The sequence below is a fragment of the Ructibacterium sp. SJQ-7 genome (genome assembly GCF_054696575.1).
This window is the reverse complement of sequence record NZ_CP195193.1, coordinates 1,391,784-1,412,635: the sequence shown is the minus strand read 5'-3', so window position 1 is coordinate 1,412,635 and position 20,852 is coordinate 1,391,784. Positions and strand designations below refer to the sequence as shown.

At 39.9% G+C, this 20,852-nt stretch carries 21 protein-coding genes; 7 read left to right on the top strand and 14 right to left on the bottom strand.

The window, feature by feature from the left end; all coding sequences use genetic code 11:
• The first annotated feature begins 2 nt into the window (after positions 1 to 2).
• Genes ACSAMO_RS06525 through mnmA form a run of 3 tightly spaced genes read left to right on the top strand, consistent with a single transcriptional unit; the run spans position 3 to position 2,918 of the window.
• Complete coding sequence (locus ACSAMO_RS06525) at positions 3 to 1,148, top strand: sensor histidine kinase (RefSeq protein WP_499210058.1); 1,146 nt, start codon at positions 3 to 5, stop codon at positions 1,146 to 1,148.
• 10 nt (positions 1,149 to 1,158) lie between these two features.
• On the top strand, positions 1,159 to 1,833 hold the full coding sequence (locus tag ACSAMO_RS06520; protein WP_022230997.1) for a response regulator transcription factor: 675 nt from the start codon (positions 1,159 to 1,161) through the stop codon (positions 1,831 to 1,833).
• 14 nt (positions 1,834 to 1,847) lie between these two features.
• The gene (mnmA, locus tag ACSAMO_RS06515; protein WP_022230998.1) at positions 1,848 to 2,918 is read left to right on the top strand and encodes a tRNA 2-thiouridine(34) synthase MnmA; all 1,071 of its coding nucleotides are present in this window, start codon (positions 1,848 to 1,850) and stop codon (positions 2,916 to 2,918) included.
• A 241-nt stretch (positions 2,919 to 3,159) separates the two neighbouring features.
• Here mnmA and ACSAMO_RS06510 read toward each other — a convergent pair whose 3' ends face one another.
• Entirely contained in the window at positions 3,160 to 3,999 is an 840-nt protein-coding gene (locus ACSAMO_RS06510) for a hypothetical protein (RefSeq protein WP_499210057.1), read from the bottom strand.
• Positions 4,000 to 4,151: 152 nt separating this feature from the next.
• On the opposite strand from ACSAMO_RS06510, the gene hpt reads away from it, so the two are divergent.
• From hpt to ACSAMO_RS06495, 3 genes are read left to right on the top strand one after another with little or no spacing between them, the layout of a single operon-like run.
• Positions 4,152 to 4,685: a hypoxanthine phosphoribosyltransferase gene (gene hpt, locus ACSAMO_RS06505; RefSeq protein ID WP_308455906.1), complete on the top strand. Its 534-nt coding sequence runs from the start codon at positions 4,152 to 4,154 to the stop codon at positions 4,683 to 4,685.
• A 1-nt stretch (position 4,686) separates the two neighbouring features.
• On the top strand, positions 4,687 to 6,363 hold the full coding sequence (locus ACSAMO_RS06500) for a B12-binding domain-containing radical SAM protein (RefSeq protein WP_499210094.1): 1,677 nt from the start codon (positions 4,687 to 4,689) through the stop codon (positions 6,361 to 6,363).
• A complete protein-coding gene (locus tag ACSAMO_RS06495; RefSeq protein ID WP_499210056.1) occupies positions 6,342 to 7,283 on the top strand; it encodes an AEC family transporter in 942 nt (313 codons plus the stop codon). The genes ACSAMO_RS06500 and ACSAMO_RS06495 overlap by 22 nt, the downstream gene beginning before the upstream one ends.
• Here ACSAMO_RS06495 and ACSAMO_RS06490 read toward each other — a convergent pair.
• The 8 genes from ACSAMO_RS06490 to recJ all read right to left on the bottom strand — a co-directional run bounded on the left by ACSAMO_RS06490 (position 7,280) and on the right by recJ (position 16,136).
• On the bottom strand, positions 7,280 to 7,696 hold the full coding sequence (locus ACSAMO_RS06490) for a putative ABC transporter permease (RefSeq protein ID WP_117965288.1): 417 nt from the start codon (positions 7,694 to 7,696) through the stop codon (positions 7,280 to 7,282). The genes ACSAMO_RS06495 and ACSAMO_RS06490 overlap by 4 nt on opposite strands.
• Before the next feature lie 59 nt (positions 7,697 to 7,755).
• Positions 7,756 to 8,181, bottom strand: a complete 426-nt coding sequence (locus tag ACSAMO_RS06485) for an EamA family transporter (protein WP_117965286.1) — start codon at positions 8,179 to 8,181, stop codon at positions 7,756 to 7,758.
• Between the two features lie 412 nt (positions 8,182 to 8,593).
• The gene (gyrB, locus tag ACSAMO_RS06480) at positions 8,594 to 10,519 is read right to left on the bottom strand and encodes a DNA topoisomerase (ATP-hydrolyzing) subunit B (protein WP_022231005.1); all 1,926 of its coding nucleotides are present in this window, start codon (positions 10,517 to 10,519) and stop codon (positions 8,594 to 8,596) included.
• Positions 10,520 to 10,562: 43 nt separating this feature from the next.
• A complete protein-coding gene (remB, locus tag ACSAMO_RS06475; RefSeq protein WP_022231006.1) occupies positions 10,563 to 10,808 on the bottom strand; it encodes an extracellular matrix regulator RemB in 246 nt (81 codons plus the stop codon).
• Positions 10,808 to 11,902: a DNA replication/repair protein RecF gene (gene recF, locus ACSAMO_RS06470; protein ID WP_499210055.1), complete on the bottom strand. Its 1,095-nt coding sequence runs from the start codon at positions 11,900 to 11,902 to the stop codon at positions 10,808 to 10,810. Before recF ends, remB begins: the two co-directional genes overlap by 1 nt.
• The gene (locus ACSAMO_RS06465; protein ID WP_022231008.1) at positions 11,903 to 12,133 is read right to left on the bottom strand and encodes an RNA-binding S4 domain-containing protein; all 231 of its coding nucleotides are present in this window, start codon (positions 12,131 to 12,133) and stop codon (positions 11,903 to 11,905) included.
• Positions 12,134 to 12,157: 24 nt separating this feature from the next.
• Positions 12,158 to 14,419, bottom strand: a complete 2,262-nt coding sequence (locus tag ACSAMO_RS06460) for a RelA/SpoT family protein (RefSeq protein WP_499210054.1) — start codon at positions 14,417 to 14,419, stop codon at positions 12,158 to 12,160.
• Positions 14,420 to 14,423: 4 nt separating this feature from the next.
• Positions 14,424 to 16,136, bottom strand: a complete 1,713-nt coding sequence (gene recJ, locus ACSAMO_RS06455) for a single-stranded-DNA-specific exonuclease RecJ (RefSeq protein ID WP_147514192.1) — start codon at positions 16,134 to 16,136, stop codon at positions 14,424 to 14,426.
• A gap of 146 nt (positions 16,137 to 16,282) precedes the next feature.
• Here recJ and ACSAMO_RS06450 point away from each other — a divergent pair, with 146 nt between their 5' ends.
• Complete coding sequence (locus ACSAMO_RS06450) at positions 16,283 to 16,429, top strand: hypothetical protein (protein WP_337870418.1); 147 nt, start codon at positions 16,283 to 16,285, stop codon at positions 16,427 to 16,429.
• A 50-nt stretch (positions 16,430 to 16,479) separates the two neighbouring features.
• On the opposite strand, the gene prfB is transcribed toward ACSAMO_RS06450, so the two are convergent.
• From prfB to ACSAMO_RS06425, 5 genes are all read right to left on the bottom strand, one after another.
• Positions 16,480 to 17,599 (bottom strand): peptide chain release factor 2 gene (prfB, locus tag ACSAMO_RS06445; RefSeq protein WP_118445856.1). Its coding sequence is split into 2 segments (ribosomal slippage): positions 16,480 to 17,523 and positions 17,525 to 17,599, totalling 1,119 coding nucleotides; the frame shifts between segments, so codons are not numbered across the junction.
• A 26-nt stretch (positions 17,600 to 17,625) separates the two neighbouring features.
• The gene (locus ACSAMO_RS06440) at positions 17,626 to 18,351 is read right to left on the bottom strand and encodes a tRNA1(Val) (adenine(37)-N6)-methyltransferase (RefSeq protein ID WP_147514191.1); all 726 of its coding nucleotides are present in this window, start codon (positions 18,349 to 18,351) and stop codon (positions 17,626 to 17,628) included.
• Positions 18,351 to 18,812: a 3-hydroxyacyl-ACP dehydratase FabZ gene (fabZ, locus tag ACSAMO_RS06435; protein ID WP_022231014.1), complete on the bottom strand. Its 462-nt coding sequence runs from the start codon at positions 18,810 to 18,812 to the stop codon at positions 18,351 to 18,353. Before fabZ ends, ACSAMO_RS06440 begins: the two co-directional genes overlap by 1 nt.
• Before the next feature lie 22 nt (positions 18,813 to 18,834).
• Positions 18,835 to 19,860 carry a rod shape-determining protein gene (locus ACSAMO_RS06430; RefSeq protein WP_022231015.1) on the bottom strand — a complete coding sequence of 342 codons (1,026 nt, stop codon included), beginning with the start codon at positions 19,858 to 19,860 and terminating at the stop codon, positions 18,835 to 18,837.
• Positions 19,861 to 19,947: 87 nt separating this feature from the next.
• Positions 19,948 to 20,757, bottom strand: coding sequence for an amidohydrolase family protein (locus ACSAMO_RS06425; RefSeq protein WP_483229584.1), 810 nt, complete (start codon positions 20,755 to 20,757; stop codon positions 19,948 to 19,950).
• Between the last annotated feature and the right edge of the window lie 95 nt (positions 20,758 to 20,852).

Below are 20,852 nucleotides of genomic sequence, written 5' to 3'. Positions count from 1 at the left end.
TTATGAAAATTAAAAGTAAATTTACGATATATAATATAATTATGCTGATAACACCTATCCTTTTGATAGGTGTTATTTCGGTATGTTTTGTGCTGATATTTATATTAAAATTTCCTGTCGAAGAATTAAATATATCAAGACCATCAATGCTTGATCCGTATGTGTTTTCGCAGGCGGTCGGTGAATTTTTCAAAAGTAATCCGAGTGCAATATTTTATGTGGTGTTGTGGCTTACGATATGCGTGTTGCTTGTCGTGCTTTCAACTACCGTTGCCACAAGATTGATGACAAAAAGCATTGAACATTCAATAAATGACCTTGCAAGAGCCGCCGATTATATTCGTGCCGATAACCTTGATTTTGAGGTTATGGGAAGTGAATATGACGAAATAGACACGCTTTGTAATAATTTTGATATGATGCGTAAGGAATTGAAACGTGCCAGGAAACGTGAAAAGTATATGAAAAAGGAGAGGAATATGCTCCTTGCAAATATTTCTCACGATTTAAAGACGCCGATTACGTCAATCAAGGGTTACGTTGAGGGTATACAGGACGGCATTGCCGACACACCCGAAAAGATGAAACGCTATCTTGATACAATTCATACAAAAGCGGAAGTTATAGACGATTTGGTGAATAATTTGTCTGTATTTTCAAAACTGGAATTATCAAGACTGATATTTGAATTTAAAGAGGGCGATATTAATTTGTTTATGCGTGATTTTGTAGATGATTACAGACTTGACCTTGAGAAAAACGGCATAAAACTTGAAACAGATATTCCGACCGATGAAGTTATCGTGAGAATGGATTATGAGAAAATGAGCCGAGTATTTTCTAATTTGATAGACAATGCGGTGAAGTACAGAAGTGAGGATAATCCGACACTTTCCGTCAGTACAATGTGCAGTGACGGCGGTGTGTACGTGAATATAAGCGATAACGGTATCGGTATAGACGAAAATGAGCTTAAAAACGTGTTTGATGGATTTTACCGCGTGGACAGTTCGAGGAGTATTAAGGGAAGCGGACTTGGACTTGGTATTGCAAAACAGATTGTAGAAAAACACGGCGGCAAGATATGGCTGAAAAGTGACGGATTGGGTAAGGGTACAACGGCGGTTGTATTCTTGCCGAAAATCTAAGGAGAATAAAATGAAAAAAATATTGATTATAGAAGATGACAGCAGTATCGCGGAACTTGAAAGAGATTATCTTGAAATAAATGATTTTGAGTGTGAAATTGCGGCAAGGGGTACAACGGGACTTGAAAAAGCACTTGCGGAAAATTTTGACCTTATAATAATAGATATAATGCTTCCGGGTATGGACGGTTTTGAGGTTATAACGGAACTCAGAAAAAAGAAACAAACGCCCGTAATATTTTTATCGGCGAAAAATACCGATATAGATAAAATACGCGGACTTGGCTTGGGTGCGGACGATTATATGACGAAACCGTTTTCACCGAACGAACTTGTCGCAAGAGTTAAGGCACATATATCGCGATACGATACGCTTACATCAAAAAGCGGTGACGTAATAACAGTCGGTAAACTTATGATAGACAAAGATGCGCATAAGGTTACAGTGGACGGAAAAGAAATATCGCTTACTGCGAAAGAATACGATTTACTTTTATTTCTTGCGGAAAATCCGAACCATACCTTTTCAAAAGAGGTTTTATTTGATAGAATATGGGGTATGGACGCAATAGGTGATGTGTCGACCGTTACGGTGCATATTCAGCGTGTGCGTGATAAGATAAATACTGAAAATGAGCGGTATATAGAAACCATATGGGGTGTAGGCTACCGTTTTAATATCTGAGGAGGAAACATAAATTGGAACAGAAAAGTGTATTGATAGGAATGTCGGGTGGCGTTGACAGTTCCGTTGCGGCGGCTCTTTTAAAGGAGCAGGGATACCACGTAATCGGTGCGACTATGCGTCTTTGGACGTATTCGGACAGCTGTAATATGAAGCATGAGGGCTGTTGTGCGGAAAGTGCGGTTGAGGACGCAAGACGTGTGTGTGATAAGCTTGGTATTGATTTTTATGTGATGAATTTTAAGGATATGTTCAAAGATAAGGTCGTTGATTATTTTGTTGATGAATATATTCACGGCAGAACACCTAATCCTTGTATTGCGTGCAATAAGTATTTGAAGTTTGACGCATTGTTAAAAAAAGCGTTGGCTATGGGTATTGATTACGTTGCGACAGGTCACTATGCCAAAATCGAAAAAGGTGAGGACGGCAAGTATATTCTTCGTGCAAGTGAGGCTGTTAAGAAAGACCAGAGCTATGTGCTGTACAATTTCACACAAGAACAGCTTGCACATACATTAATGCCTTTGGGCGGATATAATAAGGATTGGGTACGTCAAAAGGCGGAAGAACTCGGACTTGGCGTTGCACATAAGCCTGACAGTCAGGAAATATGCTTTGTTGAAGATGATGATTATGCGAAATTTATAACCGACTATTCCGGTTACAAGCCTAAAGAGGGCGATATACTTGACGTAAACGGCAATGTTATCGGCAAGCACAGAGGTTTGATTTATTATACAATCGGTCAGAGAAAGGGTATCGGTGCATACGGCAGACCTATGTTTGTTATGAAGATAGATGCGGAAAACAATACGATTACACTCGGCGAAAAGGGAATGGAATTTTCAAATGAATTAACCGCATACGATGTGAATTTTGTGTCGGGTGAATTTCCTAAAGAAAATATGCTTATCACCGCAAAAGTACGTTACCAAGCACCGCCTGCGGCGGCAATGCTTTGCCCGCAAAAAGACGGTACGGTTAAATTGATGTTCCCCGAACCGCAAAGAGCGGTTACTCCGGGACAGGCTGTCGTATTTTATGACGGTGATATTGTTCTCGGCGGCGGCACTGTTTTATAAATACGAGCTGGCAGAGGACGAGAAATTAGTTCGGATTTTGTGAAAATGAACTCGTCGGCGTACACCCTGTACGTTAGAGTTTATTTTCACAAAAAGTGCACAGGCAAGCCGTATATCGAAGATAGGCTTGCCTGTTATTTGTTATAGCTATAATTTAAATTATAAAAATAATATTTTGCACGTTCCGGACAATTTGTCGATGTCTGAGAGTGGAATCTTGAGGTAACTTCCCAATTCCACTCTATTTTCTTTTTACAAGTGCAGCGATACACGCGGTAAGTCCTATCAATCCAAGCGATATGACAAGCAAGAGTATCGGTATTGAGATATACGATTTTACAAAATCATCATCATTATTATTGTCCACATTATTTATATTCCAATTCATTTCGTTGTAAGTTTTAAACGGCGAATACAATCGAACTTCATCGCTTGTCGGCAAATCTTCACCCATACCAAGACGCATTAATGAATATCCGTTTTCGGTGTTTTGCAGAATTGCAAAACTGTATTCGGGTGTTCTTGTGTCACCTTCGTAATAAATGTCACCGAAAACAACAAATATAACACCGCCGCCAATATCATAAACGCCTTTTATATCAACAATTTTCGTCGCAAAATAAACACCGAAACCGCCGATATAATAATAGTAACCGTCATTGTAACAGAAACCGCGTTCCAAAAGCTCATTTACAGGTGGTTTTTCGGGTGTTATGCGGAAAACTCTCGTCATAATATAATCGATATAATCACTGTTCACAAGTGTAACATTGTTATAACCCGAATTACTGCTGTTTCCCGTATCGGCGGGAATGTCGGTGAGGATTTGAAAATTTTTGTGAGTGTAAAGCACATATTTGAAAAGTTTGTCATAGTTATAATTTCTTATATTAAACCGCATAACATCAGCACAGGCGGTAAGGGTTTTCGTGATTTCCTGCTTTTCCGAAACGGACAGCTCATTTACTCTGTTCGTAAAAGGGTAATCTGCTATGATTTCATCATTCGTTTTTGTGGGCATGGCAAAGACAGTATTGAACATAAGTGTAAGGATTGGTATAAAAAACAGTATTTTCTTCATAGAAAACCACGCCTTTCTCGATTTTTTTAACTAATAGTTACTTCATAAAAATATTATTTCCGAAAATTCGATTTTTTTTCGCATTTTCTATTAAAAAATTCAAAAATATATGTTATAATAAAAATATCATACTAAAAAGGGGAATATTAATAATGATAAACGAAGTACAGGAAATATTGATTAATGAAAGCGAAATTCAAGAGAAAGTAAAATATTTGGCTGAGCAAATAAATAAAGATTATGCCGGTAAGGATATTGTACTTATGATTATCCTAAAGGGCAGTGTTGTTTTTTCGGCTGACCTTATGCGTTATCTTAACGTAAATGTTTCGCTTGACTTTATGCAGGTTTCAAGCTACGGAAGTTCGTCTGTTTCCGGTGAATTGAAGATTTTGAAAGACGGACAAATTGACGTAAACGGTAAAAATGTAATTATTGCGGAAGATATTATTGACAGCGGAAATACGCTAAGCGCACTTGTAAAGCTTCTAAAAAAGAGAGGTGCAAACGTTGAAATCTGTACACTTCTTTCAAAGCCTGCAAGACGTGAAACACAGGTTGACGTTAAATACGAAGGTTTTGAAATTCCTGACGAATTTGTTGTCGGCTACGGTATGGACTATGACGAAAGATTCAGAAATTTGCCATACATCGGTATACTAAAGAGAGAAGTGTACGGTGGCTGATATGAAAGCACTGCTTGTTGCAGTTAATGCAAAATATATTCATACTTCGCTTAGTGTACGAACGCTTAAAGCATACGCAAATTCGGATAATGTTGAGATGGCGGAATACACGATTAATGAGAGAGTAGAGGACATACTGCGTTCGATTTTTTTGAAAAAAGCGGACGTGGTTTTGTTTTCGTGCTATATTTGGAATGTTGAGGTCTGTCTTGATGTTGCCGATATGCTGAAAAAGGTTTCACCGGAAACAAAGATTATTTTCGGCGGTCCGGAGGTCAGTTTTGACGATACGGAATATATGCAAAAGTACGGTTTTATTGACGCGATTATGCGCGGCGAGGGGGAAGCGACTTTTAAAGAATGGCTTGAAATCGGTGAAATGGCGGACGGAATTACCTATCGTGAAAACGGCGAGATAATACGAAACAAAGACAGAGAGCTTATTCACGACATTACATCAATTCCGTTTCCGTATACGGACGAAGATATTGAAAAAAACAGCGGCAAGCTGATATACTACGAATCAAGCCGCGGTTGTCCGTTTAGGTGCAGTTATTGCCTTTCGTCAACAACGCATAGTGTGCGTTTTAGGGATATGGACGTCGTGAAAGAAGAATTGATGTTCTTCGTGCGACATAATGTGAGAATTGTTAAATTTGTGGACAGAACGTTTAATGCGGACAGAAAACGTACTTGTGAGTTGGTGAAGTTTTTAATCGACAATGCAAAAAATACGACTTTTCATTTTGAAGTTGCGGCGGACCTTATAAATGATGAACTTGTCGAATTGTTCAAAACCGCGCCGGAAGGACTTTTTCAGCTTGAAATCGGTGTACAGTCAACAAATGACAAAACGATAAAGGCAATAGACCGAAAAACCGATTTTGAGATGATAAAACGTGCCGTAAAACTCGTGCAAAAAGCAGGCGGTGTACATATGCACCTTGACCTTATAGTCGGATTGCCTTTTGAAGATTTTAATTCGTTCGGTAAATCGTTTGACGATGTGTTTAATCTTCGTCCCGATGTACTTCAGCTTGGTTTTTTAAAACTTTTACGCGGAACGAAAATAAGAAGTGAAGAAGAAAAATACGGTTACCGATATAACTCAAAACCGCCGTATGAAGTGCTTAAAAACGACTTTATTTCCTATGAAGATGTGCTTTTGTTAAAGGGGATAGAGGAGGTTTTTGAACGGTACTACAACAGCGGTGTTTTTAAGGGTGCAATGGAATATTTGCTTGAAAAATATAATTCACCGTTTGAAATGTTTAAAGAATTGTGGCTGTTTTACGACGGAAACGGATACAATAAAGTCGGACAATCGCGAAATTCTTTGTATGAAATATTGTCGCATTTTTGTGATGATGAATTGTTTGTCGATATTTTAAAACTCGATTATTTTACATACAACAAGGGCGTAAATTCGCCGAAATGGTCGCTTACAAAATACGACAGGTCAATTTTAAAGACAAGATTTGATATATTGACAGATGAATTTATTGCAGAAAATTTGAGTGAATATGCAGATATTCCGACAAAAGAAACAGTCAAGTATTTGCAGTTTGAAACATTTGAATATGATGTTTTGTCGGATTGTGAAAAACGCAGAAATATAATAATTTTCGATAATAAGTATAACAGAAGGATAAGGGTATGCAAGGATTTGAAACAATAATAAACAGTATTATTAAACTCGGAATTGCAATGCTTGTCGGGTTTTTGTGCATAAAGACGGGTTACATAACGAAAGAGCAAAACAACGGACTTTCAAAAGTTATCGTGAGAGTGACGCTTCCGATACTCATTATAACTTCGCTTACAAGCCTTGAATTTGATACACAAAAATTGAAAAATTCGATTTATGTGTTGCTTGTGTCGATAGTCGCGGTTGCGTTTCTGTTTGCAGTCGGAACGGTCACGTCAAAAATAAGTAAAATGGATAAATCGCGAGCGATAATGCACCGATGTATGACGTGTTTCGGTAATGTTGTGTTTATGGCATTTCCGCTTATACAGGCACTTTACGGTGCAGAGGGACTTTTATATGCGGCGATTTATGAACTTGCAAACGATACTTGTCTTTGGACGCTCGGCGTGTATCAGATGAAGTCGATAGAGGAAAAAGAAAAATCGTTTATGGGAAGTATAAAAAATCTTGTAAATCCCGGAACGATTGCGTTTGTTGTCGCATTTGTGATGATGGCATTCGGACTGAAATTCAGCGGTATATTCGGGGAAGTAATGACCGGTATCGGCAGTACAACAACGTATTTGTCGATGTTCTTTATAGGCGGTACGCTTGCACTTGTTGATTTTAAGCACATATATAAACGTGTGTGGCTGTTTGTATTGACGGCGGTTAAGATGGTCATTATACCGATTATATTGATGTTTGTTTTAAAACCGTTTAATCTCGGGGAAATGGTTACGGCGGTTGTCGTACTGCAAGCCGCAATGCCAGCGTCAACCATACTTGTAATACTCGGTATGGAATATGACGGCGATGTGCTTTATTGTGCGGAGGGTGTGTTTATAACGCATCTGTTGGGACTTTTGACATTGCCGTTTGTGTATTACCTTATGAGCGTGATTTAAAATAATTTGTAATGCGGTTTTTCTTCGTTGAAAAACAGGTAACGTATATAGTCGTCAACGACTATACAGACAGGACTTAGTAAAAACCATAAAAACATATACGGCAGACATATCTGCCCCATAATATTGAACGGCAAATCGTAGTAATCCCATACGTTAAGATTTAGCAATAAATTAAAAATACACCCAAAGATAAATTCCATTAATGTTATGATAAATGTGCCTATCAGCATTTGTATTAACAAAGGAATATCCCAGGTGTATTTTTTGTTTATAAGTCCTAAAAGTACAAAGCATATTCCGCCCAATATAAACATACTCCAGTGCGAATATCCGCGCCAAAGCATTTCAATCAAGACGTATACTATGCCGCCGAAGGAAAATAAAAAGAAGTATTTTAAAACACTTGCCATACAATATCAATCCTTTCAGAAGATATGATATTATTATATGTAGGGCAAGTGTTTTTTAATCAAAGAATCATTACAAAAGTACCGGCTGTTATAAGAATACCGCCCATAACCGTCTTGAATGTCAAGTCCTCTTTAAGAATTACAAAGGCAAGTATCATTGATATAACAACACTGAATTTGTCAATCGGAACTACTTTTGACGCATCACCGAGTTGAAGTGCTTTGTAGTAGAATAGCCAAGAAAGACCTGTGGCAATTCCCGAAAGTACAAGGAATATCCAACTTTTTGCGGTTATATCCTGTATTCCGCTTTGTGCGCCTGTCATAAAGACAATTCCCCATGCCATTATAAGTACAACGATTGTTCTTATTGCAGTGGCAAGGTTTGAGTTTATGTCGCTTATTCCGATTTTTGCAAGTATTGAGGTAAGTGCAGCGAAAAATGCCGATAGTATTGCGTAAATTACCCAACTGTCTTTAAACATTTTAATTCATCTCTTTTGTATTGCTTTTGTATGTGATAATGAGTCACTTGCGGTCGGCGAACGTAGGGAGCGGCACCTCGATGTCCCAAAAGCCACCCCACAGTCAGCTGTGCTGACAGCTCCCCTCAAGGGGAGTCGAACTAAGCCTCTCCTTGAGGAGAGGTGCCTGAAAGGCAGAGAGGTGGCAAATGATAGGCATAGTTTTGCGGTGTTGCCACTCCCACAGTCAGCTATGCTGACAGCTCCCCTCAAGGGGAGCCGAACTAAGCCTCTCATTGAGGAGAGGTGCCTGAAAGGCGGAGAGGTGGCATACGATAGACATAGTTTTGAGATGTTGCCACACCACGGTCAACTAAGTTGACAGCTCCCCTCAAGGGGAGCCTTGTAGGGGCGATCATTGGTCGCCTTATAATTAAATATCAAGGTTTGAAACATATTTCGCGTGTTTTTCAATAAACTCACGACGCGGTTCAACCTTATCGCCCATAAGTATGGTAAATGTTTCGTCCGCAATCATTGCGTCCTCGATATCAACCTTTAACATAGTTCTCTTAGCAGGGTCCATTGTGGTTTCTTTAAGTTCGGCAGGGTCCATCTCACCCAGACCTTTATAACGCTGAACTTTTGCACCGGGTCCCATTTCGGCTATAAGTCTGTCACGTTCATCGTCCGTAAACGCAAACTTTTCAACAAGGTTTTTATTCTTACCCTTGAACACCTTGAAAAGCGGCGGTTGTGCGATATACACATTACCGTTTTCGATAAGCGGACGCATATGTCTGAAGAAGAATGTCAAAAGCAATGTTCTGATATGCGCACCGTCGACATCGGCATCCGCCATAATAACGATTTTACCGTATTTCAAATTATCAATATTGAAATCATCGCCGATACCTGTACCGAGTGCCTGTATAATAGGCAACAACTTTTCGTTTGAGTAAACCTTGTCAATTCTTGATTTTTCGACATTAAGCATTTTACCCCAAAGTGGAAGAATTGCTTGGAAACGTCTGTTTCTGCCTTGCTTTGCACTGCCGCCGGCACTATCACCCTCGACTATAAACAATTCTGCGTAATCCGCACCCTCATCGGTACATCTTGCAAGTTTACCCAAAAGCGAAGAATTGCTGCTTGAGTTTTTACGCGATGCCTCACGCGCCTTTTTGGCGGCCTCACGAGCACGTGACGCGGTCAAAGTCTTTTCGATAATAATTTTTGCGATTTTAGGATTTTCCTCAAGGAATGCAGAAAGCTTATCGTTTAAAGCATTTTCAACAAGCGCTCTTGCCTCACTGTTACCAAGCTTTGTTTTCGTCTGACCCTCAAACTGTGCCTCGACAACCTTAACGCTGATTACTGCGGTAAGTCCTTCACGGGTATCTTCACCAGATAGGTTAGGGTCTTTTTCTTTTAGTAAATTATTCTTTTTTGCGTAGTCATTTATGACACGTGTAAGACCTGATTTAAAGCCTGTTTCGTGTGTACCGCCTTCGCCTGTGTGAATGTTGTTTGCGAAGCTTAGAAGTGACTCTGTATATGATGTTGTGTACTGCATAGCAACTTCAACCATCATATCCTCACGCTGTGCTTCAAAGTAAATAATATCATCGTGAAGCGGGTCTTTGTTTCTGTTTAAGTATTGTACAAATTCCTTTATACCGCCTTCTGCGTGTAGAGTGACCGTTTCGGGATTTTCAACACGATAATCGGTAAACAGGATTTTTACACCCTTATTAAGAAATGCCTGTTCACGAAGTCTTTTTAAAAGTACATCGTAATCAAATTCAAGCACTTCGAAAATTTCGGGGTCAGGCTTAAATGTAATTTTTGTACCGGTCTTGTCGGTATCACCGATAACCTTTAGTTTACAAGTAGGCTTACCGCGTTCGTAACTTTGATAATGAACGTGTTCGCCGTCGCTTACTTCTACTTCAAGATGTTCCGAAAGTGCGTTTACAACAGAAGAACCGACACCGTGCAAACCGCCCGATACCTTGTATCCGCCGCCGCCGAATTTACCGCCGGCGTGAAGAATTGTAAGTACAACTTCGACTGTCGGAATACCCTGCTGTGGGTGAATACCGACAGGAATACCACGACCGTTATCTGTAACGGTCACTGAATTGTCAGGGTTTATATCAACTTTAATTTCCGTACAATAGCCTGCAAGTGCCTCATCAATAGAGTTGTCCACGATTTCATAGACAAGGTGATGCAGACCTGCCGACGAAGTAGAGCCGATATACATACCCGGACGTTTTCTTACTGCGTCAAGACCTTCGAGTACCTGTATTTGACTTTCGTCATAGGTGGTTTCAATCTTTTCCAAATCACTCATATTTTTTTCTCCCTTTATCTTAATTTTATCCGTTTTGCGTGTATTATAAACCACGTTTTGCCAATACTTTTGAAGAAACGGAGGATATAAAAACTTTCGTTTCGTCTTTCTCCTTAACTACAACAAAGGATTTCGGCAAATCGTCGGTTGAATTTATAATCAGACCGTTTTTTTGAGATTCGGCAAGGAAGTTTCTGCCGAGCCTTGAAACAGTCGTATTATCCATATCAAATATTCCTATTATATCTTTTGTGTTTACAACAATGTTTTCCTCAACTCTAAGGTACATTAATTTTCCTCCCTTACGACAGAGCCGTTTTTTATTTTAAATAACTTCGTATTGTCGGTGCTTTCGATAAGGTCGGTGTCCGTTGAAGTTATAAGAACTTGCTTATCGCGAATTTTCTGCGAAAGGTACATTCGGCGGTTAATGTCAAGCTCACTCATTATATCATCAAGCAGAAGTATCGGATATTCGCTTTTTATGTGATGAATGTAATCGGCTTGTGCAATTTTCATTGACAGTGCAGATGTACGCTGTTGACCTTGTGAGCCGTAAATTTTCGCCTCACTGCCGTTGATTGTGATGTGCAAATCATCTCGCTGTACGCCGACTTGGGCGGAGGCTAAATCAATTTCGCGTCTTTGATTTTTTTCAAGATATTCGTATATCGAATCTTTATCATCACTGCTTGCCCTCATACCCGGCATATACGATATTTGCAATTTTTCGCCCGATATTTCATTTTGTATAGCGGCTGAAAAGTTATTTATCAGCTTGACAAAATCGGTGCGGTATTTGATGATTTTTTCGCCCTCTGCGGCAAGCTGTTCATTCCATACGGAAAGCATCATATCCGACTTTGCACCTTTTGCACGAAGAACTTTGAGTAAGCTGTTTTTTTGACCCAACGCCTTGTGATAGTCGATTAGGCTTGTAAGGTATCGCGGATAAAGCTGACTTACCGATGAATCGATAAACTTTCGTCTTGCGGACGGCGAACCTTTGACAAGCTCCAAATCTTCGGGTGAAAACATTACAACGTTGAGATAATTCATAAGTTTGCTTAGTTTTGTTATCTGAACGTGGTTGATTTTAATGTTCTTTCTGCCGTTTTTCATAAGCTGCATAGCGGCTGTGTAATCACGTTCCGAATCGTGAAAATCAAGCGACAGACGCGAAAAATCTTCACCGAATTTTATAAGCTCTTTATCGGACTTTGCTCTGTGACTTCTGCCTTGTGAGAAAATATATACCGCCTCTAAAATATTTGTTTTACCCTGTGCATTGTCGCCGTAAATCACGTTTGTGTACGGGGAAAACTCAATTTTTTCGGAAGTATAATTTCTGAAATTCGCAAGGGACAGTGAGGAAATATACATTTATTCCGCTCCTACTTCGACTTCGACTGTCGCGTCCTCAAATTCGACCGTAACTTTGTCACCCGGACGAATTTTCTTGCCGCGCATTGTGCAAACTTCACCGTTTACCGATACGATACCGTCAAAAATCATATCCTTAGCCATAGCACCGCTTTCGGCAAGTGCGGAAAATTTAAGCAGTTGGTCAAGTTTTATATATTCGGTTGTGATGTTTATATTCATTTTTTCCATAAGACTTTATTCCTCAATAAATTATTAATTCTGTAATCTTGTTACAGATGTAACACCTTGAATTTGAACTATTTTCTTTTTTAGAAGTGCAAGATCGGAGGTGTTTCTGATTTCAACACCGATTTGTATAATTGCGATACCTTTTTTGTTTACATACGCATTTACCGATTTAAAAGGTATTTTAAGTGACGAAAGAATGTTTGTGATTTCAAGCAAAATACCGTCGATGTCAGGTGCTTCCACCTGCAAGTTAGCAATGTATGACGTACTGCGTTCATCGTCCCACCATACGTCAATAAATCTGCCCTTGTCTTCTTCGGACATTGACTGCGGATTCATATTCGGACAGTCGCGTCTGTGAACACTTACGCCTCTGCCTTTCGTGATAAAGCCGACAATGTCGTCACCGGCAACGGGGTTACAGCAACGTGCAAGACGTACAAGACAGTTATCAATGTCTTTAACAACGATACCTTTGCTTGATGCGTGACGTTTAGCTGGTTCGGCTTGAACGGTTTTGCTTTCCTCGTTGTATACCGCCTCAAGATTTTTCTTTGCTTCAAGAGTTTTGTTCAGCTTTGTCCATTCGTCACGAAGTCTGAAAACGACTTTTTGTGCGGTAAGCCCACCGTATCCGACGCTTGCATATAGGTCGTCAATACTTTGAAAACCGTATCTTCTCAAAAGAATAGCAATCCATTCTTGTTTGAAAAGCTGTTCGTGAGTGTTGCCGATACGTCTTAATTCACGTTCGATAAGTTCTTTGCCGTGTTCAATATTTTCATCACGTCTTTCACGTTTAAACCACTGATTAATCTTGTTTTTCGCCTGTGAAGTGCGACAGATTTTCAGCCAGTCACGGCTCGGACCGTGCGTATTTGCGGTTAGGATTTCAACTATTTCACCGTTTTGTACCATATAGTTGTTCGGAACGATTTTTCCGTTTACCTTTGCACCGCTCATTTTATATCCGACTTCCGAGTGTATTGCAAAAGCAAAGTCAATAACCGTACTTTTTGCAGGAAGTGAAATAACTTTACCTTGTGGGGTAAATACGAAAACTTCTTCTTCAAACAAGTCGAATTTAAGTGTGTTAAAGAAATCGTCGGTATCTATAATATTTGTCTGTGTATCAAGCAGTTGACGTACCCATTCAAGTTTTGAATCCATATCGGTTTTACCTGATATACCTTCTTTGTACTTCCAGTGTGCCGCGATACCGTTTTCGGCAATTCTGTGCATTTCCCAAGTACGAATTTGAATTTCAAAAGGTGTACCGTTAGGACCTATAACCGTTGTATGAAGTGATTGATACATATTCGGTTTAGGCATTGCGATATAGTCCTTGAAACGCATAGGAACGGGAGTGTATAAATCGTGTACCATACCGAGTACCGCGTAACAGTCCGCAACGGTATCAACAATAATTCTGACTGCGAAAAGGTCGTAAAGCTCGTCGATTGTCTTGTTCTGCGTGTACATTTTTCTGAAAATACTGTAAAAATGCTTTGCACGTCCCGTAACCTGACTTTTAATATTCATTTGGTCAAGTTTTTCACGAAGTACGTCCATAATGTCGCGTATGTACTTTTCGCGTTCGTCCTTTTTCTGATTTATGCTCTGACGAATTTCTTCGTATGCGACAGGGTCAAGGTACTTTAAAGCCAAATCCTCAAGTTCGATTTTGATTTTTGACATACCGAGACGGTGGGCAAGAGGAGCATATACGTCAAGCGTTTCTTTTGAAATTAAAAGCTGTTTTGCACGCGGCATAAAGTTCAATGTACGCATATTGTGCAGTCTGTCGATTAGCTTTATTATAACAACACGTATATCCTTTGCCATTGCAAGAAACATTTTTCTGAGGTTTTCGACCTGCTGTTCCTCACGGGTGTTGTATTTGATTTTTCTAAGTTTCGTAACACCGTCAACAAGTTCCGCAACGCTTTTGCCGAATATCGTTTCGATATTCTCATAAGTGTAAGGCGTATCCTCTACAACATCGTGTAAAAGTGCCGCCGAAATTGCCGTTGCATCAAGCGAAAGCTGTGCCGCAATATATGCAAGCTGAACAGGGTGCTCGATATACGGTGCACCACTGCGGCGGAATTGGTGACTGTGAGCAGATTTTGCAAGCTTATAGGCAACGTAAATCATATCTGTGTTGGCATTCGGGCTGTAACCCTTAACCATACCGATAATTTTATCTACAAGTACATCTGTATCATCAGCGTGTTGAGGTATTTTTTCCGGCGAAAGAATTACCGGCTCTTTTGCTTCGGACATATGCTCACTTCCTTTTTATGTCTTTTAAAATTAGTTGTACGGTTTCATTCCCTTGATAATGGTTAATATCCATTTGGAATGCTATATTTACAGTATCGCCTTGATGGATAAATTCCGCAAATTCACCCATTCCGAAACCGATACAGTTTATTGTCTGATTATTTTTCACTATGCGAAGTCTTAAATGCTTGTTATCCGCACCGACAGGGGCGATATTCATAACCTGTGCGTGTGCAAGTGCGAATACGGGCTTTTCGTTGTTCATACCGAACGGCTCAAGTTTTGAAAGCAGTTTTGCATTTTCAAGAGTTACGGAACGCTCTGAAAGCGGACAGTCAATATCGACTGTCGGTATCATATCCTGTTCGGTCAATACTTCGTCTGCATATTTGTTTATCTCTTTTATGAATGAGTCAATATCGGACATATTGACGTTCAATCCTGCCGCCACTGCGTGACCGCCGAAATCAATAAGCTGTTTTTCGCAATGCGTAAGTGCGTCAAAAAGGTTGAAACCTTTTATACTTCTTCCCGAACCTTTTCCGACACCGTTAGTGTGGGAAATAAGTATGCAAGGCTTGTAATACATATCACATAACCTTGACGCAACAATTCCGATTACACCTTGATGCCAATTTTCCTGTGCAAGCACGATAACTTTTTTCTTTTCAAAATTCGGATCTTTTGCAATCAGTTCCAATGCCTCGTCAAATATTTGACGTTCGGTTTGCTGACGTTCTTTATTTTCAGTATCAAGTAAAAGTGCCAATTCTCTTGCACGGCTTTCGTCATTTGTAAGCAGCAGTTCAACGGCTGTTGCCGCACTGCCGAGTCTGCCTGCGGCATTCAATCGCGGCGCGATTGAAAAAGCAATAGTTGACGCGCTTAAAGGTTTATCCAAAACACCTGCAACTTCCATTACTGCACGAATGCCTATTCTTTTTGGATTGTGCAAAATTTTTAAGCCTTTATCCACGATAACTCTGTTTTCGCCCAAAAGCGGTACAACGTCGGCAATAGTGCCGAGAGTAGCAATATCGACATATTGGTTAAACACATCTGTGGTTTTAAGTCCGTTTTTAATTGCAAGAGCCAAAATAAGCTTGAAAGCCACACCTACTCCTGCAAGTGCGTCAAACGGATAGTCGCAGTCAGGTCTTTTCGGGTTTAAAATAGCCGCCGCAGCTGTCGGAAGTCGGTCTTTGCAAGTGTGGTGGTCGGTAATAATAACGTCCATTCCCTGAAGTTTTGCAAATTCCACTTCACCGATAGCGGTTATACCGCAGTCAACGGTTATCATAAGTTTTATACCTTGTTTGAATAGCTTGTTTACAGCCATGATGTTTATACCGTATCCCTCACCTTTGCGGTCAGGTATGTAGTATTCGACATCTGCACCGAGTGAAAGTAAAAATTTGTATAAAAGTGCGGTTGAAGTAATTCCGTCAACGTCATAGTCACCGTAAACCGCGATTTTTTCGTTGCTTTGAATTGCGTTTGTTATGCGTTCGACTGCCTTGTCCATATCAAGCATAAGCATTGGATTTATAATATCAGCCATTGATTTTCTCAGATAAGGTGCAATATCCTTGCTTTCAATTCCTCTGTTTAAAAGTATGGTTGAAATAACGCGGGGAATATGGTGTTCCTTAGATATTTCGTCAATGGTTTCTTCTTTGATTTTTTTACTTTTTATATTCCAAATCTTATCTATCATATTTTACTCCAAAACGCAATTTTTTTTACATAAATACTACTTATTATTATAACATTTTTTTAAGAAAAATTCAAGTAAAACAGGCTTTTTTGAATAAAATAATCAACAATGGTTAAAATAGAATTTGAAGAAGGGAGTGAATATAAATGAACAGTAAATTCAATAATCGCAATAACCAAAACCAACAGCAGAACCAGAACCAAGATCAGCAACAAAACCAACAGCAAAATCAAAAACAAAACAAGAAAAATAATAACTTTAACAATCAAAAAAACAACCAAAACAATTTTTAAGAAAAAAATACGGCATTGCGGAAAAATTGCAATGCCGTATTTTTTTGTTTTTATTTTTTCAGAGTTCCAAGACTTGCGGCTTTAAGATAAGCGTTAATAAAACCGTTTAAGTCGCCGTCCATAACCGCACCGATATTACCCATTTCAAAACCTGTTCTAAGGTCTTTAACCATAGTGTAAGGCTGGAATACATATGAGCGGATCTGACTGCCCCAACCGTTATCCATCTGTTCGCCTTTGATGTCGGAAATTTTTTCTTTCTGCTGTTGCTCGGCAAGCTCGACAAGCTTTGCTTTAAGCATTTTCATTGCGTAATCTCTGTTTTGGTGTTGAGAACGCTGTGTTTGACAAGATGTTACGACACCTGTCGGGATATGTGTAAGACGGACTGCGGAACTTGTCTTGTTGATATGCTGACCGCCCGCACCGCTCGCACGGAATGCTTCCATCTTAATATCTTCGGGACGAATATCAACTTCCACGTTGTCGTCAAGTTCGGGCATAACTTCGATTGATGCGAATGAAGTCATACGCTTGCCGGCGGAGTTGAAAGGTGAAATTCTCACAAGACGGTGTACACCTTTTTCGGCTTTAAGATAGCCGTAAGCATTAAGACCGTCGATTTCTATTGTACAGCTTTTAATACCAGCCTCGTCACCCGGAAGCGAATCGAGAACAGTTGCGGTATAGCCGTTTTTCTGCGCCCACATTTGATACATACGGATAAGCATTTCGCACCAATCCTGTGCCTCTGTACCGCCTGCACCTGCGTGGAACGTCATAATTGCGTTGTTTTTGTCGTAATGACCGCTCAAAAGGGTTTCAAGCGTCATTTTGTCAATATCCGCCTCGATTTCTTCAGTTGCCGAAACAACATCGGGTAACATACTTTCGTCGTTTTCCTCGTTTGCAAGGTCGATTAAAACAAGTGTATCTTCCCATTTTGAAACAAGGCTGTTAAATGCCTCAACCTTGTCTTTTAATTGCTTTGTTTTTTGAAGAACTTTCTGTGAATTATCCATATCGTCCCAAAATCCGGGCTGGGCACTTTGTTCTTCAAGTTTTGTTATCTCACTTTCCGCACCTGCGATGTCAAAGTGAATCCCTCAAATCGTTTATGCTGTCTTCAAAGCCTTGCAGCTTTAGTCTGTACTCATCGTACTCTAACACATTTATCACTTCTTTCGTTTTATTTGTTAATTTCCGTAAATCTTGTGAATTTCATCGGAATAAGTACCGTCTTGATTATACACATAAAGCGGCGGCAAAAGCTTTAATTCCTCACCGCCGTCACGCATACCCTCGATTAATACCATATTCGGTACTTTATCATATGACGGATGGACGAAACGCATACGCTTCGGCTCTATTTTATATTTACGCATGGCACACATAATGTCTACAAGTCTGTTAGGTCTGTGAATCATAAAAAATCTGCCTTTCGGAATAAGCAGTTTTGCACTGATGTTTATAACGTCATCAACAGTACACATAACCTCGTGACGTGAAATTGATTTTGTGTCAATATCGTTTTGATTACCGCTGCCGCACTTCATATACGGCGGATTGCAGGTTATTTTGTCAAAACTGTCACGACCGTATATAGAAACGGCGTTTTTTAAATCGCCGCATTCTATGGAAATACGATCTTCAAGCTTGTTATGTTCCACACTGCGCTGTGCCATTTGTGCAATATCTTCCTGTATTTCAAGACCGAAAATTTTCGGTGTGTTTGTTCTTGCGGATAAAAGCAAGGGTACAATACCTGTACCTGTGCATAAATCAAGTGTTTTTTTAGACCTTGTTTCCTTTGCAAAATCGGATAATAAAACAGCGTCAATACCAAACTTGAAACCGTTTTTCTTTTGGATTATGAAAAGACCGTTTTGCAAATCGTCCAAACATTCATCGTTTTTTATCATCAGTCCTCGTTTGCAATATTGTCAACAACCGCAAAGCTGATTTCGCCTGCTGCCGCAACTTGACCGCCTACTGTTGCTTTTACGTTTGCTTTACCCATTCCGTGACGGTAAGTAACCAAATCGGCGTGAAGCTCCAATGTATCGCCCGGAACTACCTGACGGCGGAATTTGAAATTGTTGATACCTGTGAATACACCGAGTTTACCTCTGTTTTCAGGCATTGACAAAAGCATTACAGCACCGACTTGTGCAAGTGCCTCTGTAATAAGTACGCCCGGCATAATTGGGTTACCCGGGAAGTGACCTGTAAATTGAGGTTCGTTTGCCGTTACGTTTTTGATACCTGTTATGCTTTTGCCTTCTTCAAAATCAACGATTTTGTCTATAAGCAAAAACGGATAACGGTGCGGAAGAATTTTTTGGATTTCTACGTTTGTTAGTGTGATTGGTTCGTTTTTCATAATTAATATATCCTCTCTTTTTTTAATCTCTGATGTATGCTTTTTTGTGGAATATATGAGTCGGTTCGGTAACTGTGTCGATATTGTCAAGTGCAATTCCCGCACCTTTTGCAACGCAGTCGATTATATCCGGTGCAAGCACCACTTTGACGCCGATGTCGTCCGAAATACGCTTGTCCAAACCGTAAATCAAAGAACCGCCGCCTGTCATTATTATTCCGTCTTGTATAATGTCACCGTGAAGTTCGGGAGGTGTTTCTTCAAGCACTTCCTTAATTCTCTCGGTCATATTATAAACAAAATCATCAAATGCGGGGTATAGGTCGTTTGAAGAAATAGTTACTTCTTTCGGAAGCCCCGAAAGTACGCTGATACCTTTTGCTTTGCATAACAGCTCATTTGAACGCGGTATAACACCGCCGATTTCCATTTTAATTCTTTCGGCTGTTCGCGGACCGATAATCATACCCATTTCTTTGCGCATATAACGAATAATCGCCTCGTTAAATTCGTCACCGGCGATTTTCAGCGAACGGCTGACAACGATACCGCCAAGCGATAAGACTGCAATGTCGGTTGTACCTCCGCCTATGTCCACAACCATAGTACCGTGCGGACGTGAAATGTCAAACCCTGCACCGAGTGCCGCAGCAACAGGTTCTTCTATAATGTAAATATCTTTTGCACCGACATCTCTTGCCGCCTCAATTACGGCTCTTTGTTCAACGTCCGTAACACCGCTCGGAACGCACATCATTATGCGTGGGTGACCGATTGTTCGTGAAAATATTTTTGAAAAGAAATGTTTAATCATTTCCTGTGTAAGCGTAAGATTTGAAATTACACCGTCAATAAGCGGACGAACGGCCTGTATATGCGGCGGAGTTCTTCCGAGCATTGCGAGTGCGTCTTTGCCTACGGCACAAACTTCGTTTGTTTTGGTGTTTACCGCGATAACGGTCGGCTCACGCAGTACAATGCCCTTGTTTTTGATATAGACAAGCACCGTCGCAGTGCCTAAGTCTATACTTATATCATTATTGAACATATTTCTGCTCCTAAATTAACAAAATCGGACTATACGCAAAATGCTTATAGCCATATACTATTATTATATCGTATTATTCGTTTTAACTCAACCTATTTTCAGAAGTTTTTTCGCATTTTTGTAAAAAATATTGTTACAATCTTCCTCTGAAAGAGGTAAGGTAGATAAATGTTTTGCCATTCGACCTTGCTTTTCCCAAGGTGAATCTGTCGCGTGAAGTATTTTTTCACTGCCGTGATTTTTGATTATGCGTAAAAGCTGTTCATCTGTGATAAAGTTAAGCGTAAAGGCTGTGTCGAAATATATAGGTGTGCCGACAAGGTATTTTTCGACATCGTCCCATAACTTCCAGCCGCCCAAATGTGCGGCAACGATTTTGTCGCCTTTAACGTAGTCAAGAACGTGAGAAAGCCTTTCGGGAGTACAGTGAACAGGCGGATCGATACCTATATCTTTGCCCGAATGAAGTACGGTTATAAGGTCGAGTTCCTCACATTTTTTCAGAATTTGTATTGATTCTTTGCTGTCGATGTAAAATTGTTGATATTCGGGGTGTAGCTTGATACCTTTAAGCCCTTTTTCTTTGATGTCATACAAAACACTTTCCCAATCCGATTGCATAGGGTGCAGACTGCCAAGTGAATAAATACCGTCAATGCCGTTTATTGATGCGGCAAAGTTATTTATTGTTGTTGATTGCTTTACGTTCGTGGCAATCGGAAGTACAAGCGATATGTCAACGTTGTTTTCACGCATTGACTGCTTGAGTGCGTCAAGTGTACCGCGTAGTTCGGCTTTGTGTGGCCTGTATTCTTCTTTGATGTTCGATTCAAGTAATTTTATCGTTTTGTCCGCCATTTTGTCTGGAAAAATATGTGTATGAAAATCTGTCAGCATTTTAAATATCCTTTCGTTTGATTGATTATATTATAGCATAAAACGGTATATAATATCAAGAAAAAAGAACCGATTTTATTGTCGGTTCTTTAGTG

What these genes read in the sequence shown, in the direction of transcription:
- ACSAMO_RS06525 (WP_499210058.1), top strand. Translation starts at nt 3, where the DNA reads ATGAAAATTAAAAGTAAATTTACGATATATAATATAATTATGCTGATA.
- ACSAMO_RS06520 (WP_022230997.1), top strand. Translation starts at nt 1,159, where the DNA reads ATGAAAAAAATATTGATTATAGAAGATGACAGCAGTATCGCGGAACTT.
- ACSAMO_RS06510 (WP_499210057.1), bottom strand. Translation starts at nt 3,999, where the DNA reads ATGAAGAAAATACTGTTTTTTATACCAATCCTTACACTTATGTTCAAT.
- hpt (WP_308455906.1), top strand. Translation starts at nt 4,152, where the DNA reads ATGATAAACGAAGTACAGGAAATATTGATTAATGAAAGCGAAATTCAA.
- ACSAMO_RS06500 (WP_499210094.1), top strand. Translation starts at nt 4,687, where the DNA reads ATGAAAGCACTGCTTGTTGCAGTTAATGCAAAATATATTCATACTTCG.
- ACSAMO_RS06495 (WP_499210056.1), top strand. Translation starts at nt 6,342, where the DNA reads ATGCAAGGATTTGAAACAATAATAAACAGTATTATTAAACTCGGAATT.
- ACSAMO_RS06490 (WP_117965288.1), bottom strand. Translation starts at nt 7,696, where the DNA reads ATGGCAAGTGTTTTAAAATACTTCTTTTTATTTTCCTTCGGCGGCATA.
- ACSAMO_RS06485 (WP_117965286.1), bottom strand. Translation starts at nt 8,181, where the DNA reads ATGTTTAAAGACAGTTGGGTAATTTACGCAATACTATCGGCATTTTTC.
- gyrB (WP_022231005.1), bottom strand. Translation starts at nt 10,519, where the DNA reads ATGAGTGATTTGGAAAAGATTGAAACCACCTATGACGAAAGTCAAATA.
- remB (WP_022231006.1), bottom strand. Translation starts at nt 10,808, where the DNA reads ATGTACCTTAGAGTTGAGGAAAACATTGTTGTAAACACAAAAGATATA.
- recF (WP_499210055.1), bottom strand. Translation starts at nt 11,902, where the DNA reads ATGTATATTTCCTCACTGTCCCTTGCGAATTTCAGAAATTATACTTCC.
- ACSAMO_RS06465 (WP_022231008.1), bottom strand. Translation starts at nt 12,133, where the DNA reads ATGGAAAAAATGAATATAAACATCACAACCGAATATATAAAACTTGAC.
- ACSAMO_RS06460 (WP_499210054.1), bottom strand. Translation starts at nt 14,419, where the DNA reads ATGTCCGAAGCAAAAGAGCCGGTAATTCTTTCGCCGGAAAAAATACCT.
- recJ (WP_147514192.1), bottom strand. Translation starts at nt 16,136, where the DNA reads ATGATAGATAAGATTTGGAATATAAAAAGTAAAAAAATCAAAGAAGAA.
- ACSAMO_RS06450 (WP_337870418.1), top strand. Translation starts at nt 16,283, where the DNA reads ATGAACAGTAAATTCAATAATCGCAATAACCAAAACCAACAGCAGAAC.
- ACSAMO_RS06440 (WP_147514191.1), bottom strand. Translation starts at nt 18,351, where the DNA reads ATGATAAAAAACGATGAATGTTTGGACGATTTGCAAAACGGTCTTTTC.
- fabZ (WP_022231014.1), bottom strand. Translation starts at nt 18,812, where the DNA reads ATGAAAAACGAACCAATCACACTAACAAACGTAGAAATCCAAAAAATT.
- ACSAMO_RS06430 (WP_022231015.1), bottom strand. Translation starts at nt 19,860, where the DNA reads ATGTTCAATAATGATATAAGTATAGACTTAGGCACTGCGACGGTGCTT.
- ACSAMO_RS06425 (WP_483229584.1), bottom strand. Translation starts at nt 20,757, where the DNA reads ATGCTGACAGATTTTCATACACATATTTTTCCAGACAAAATGGCGGAC.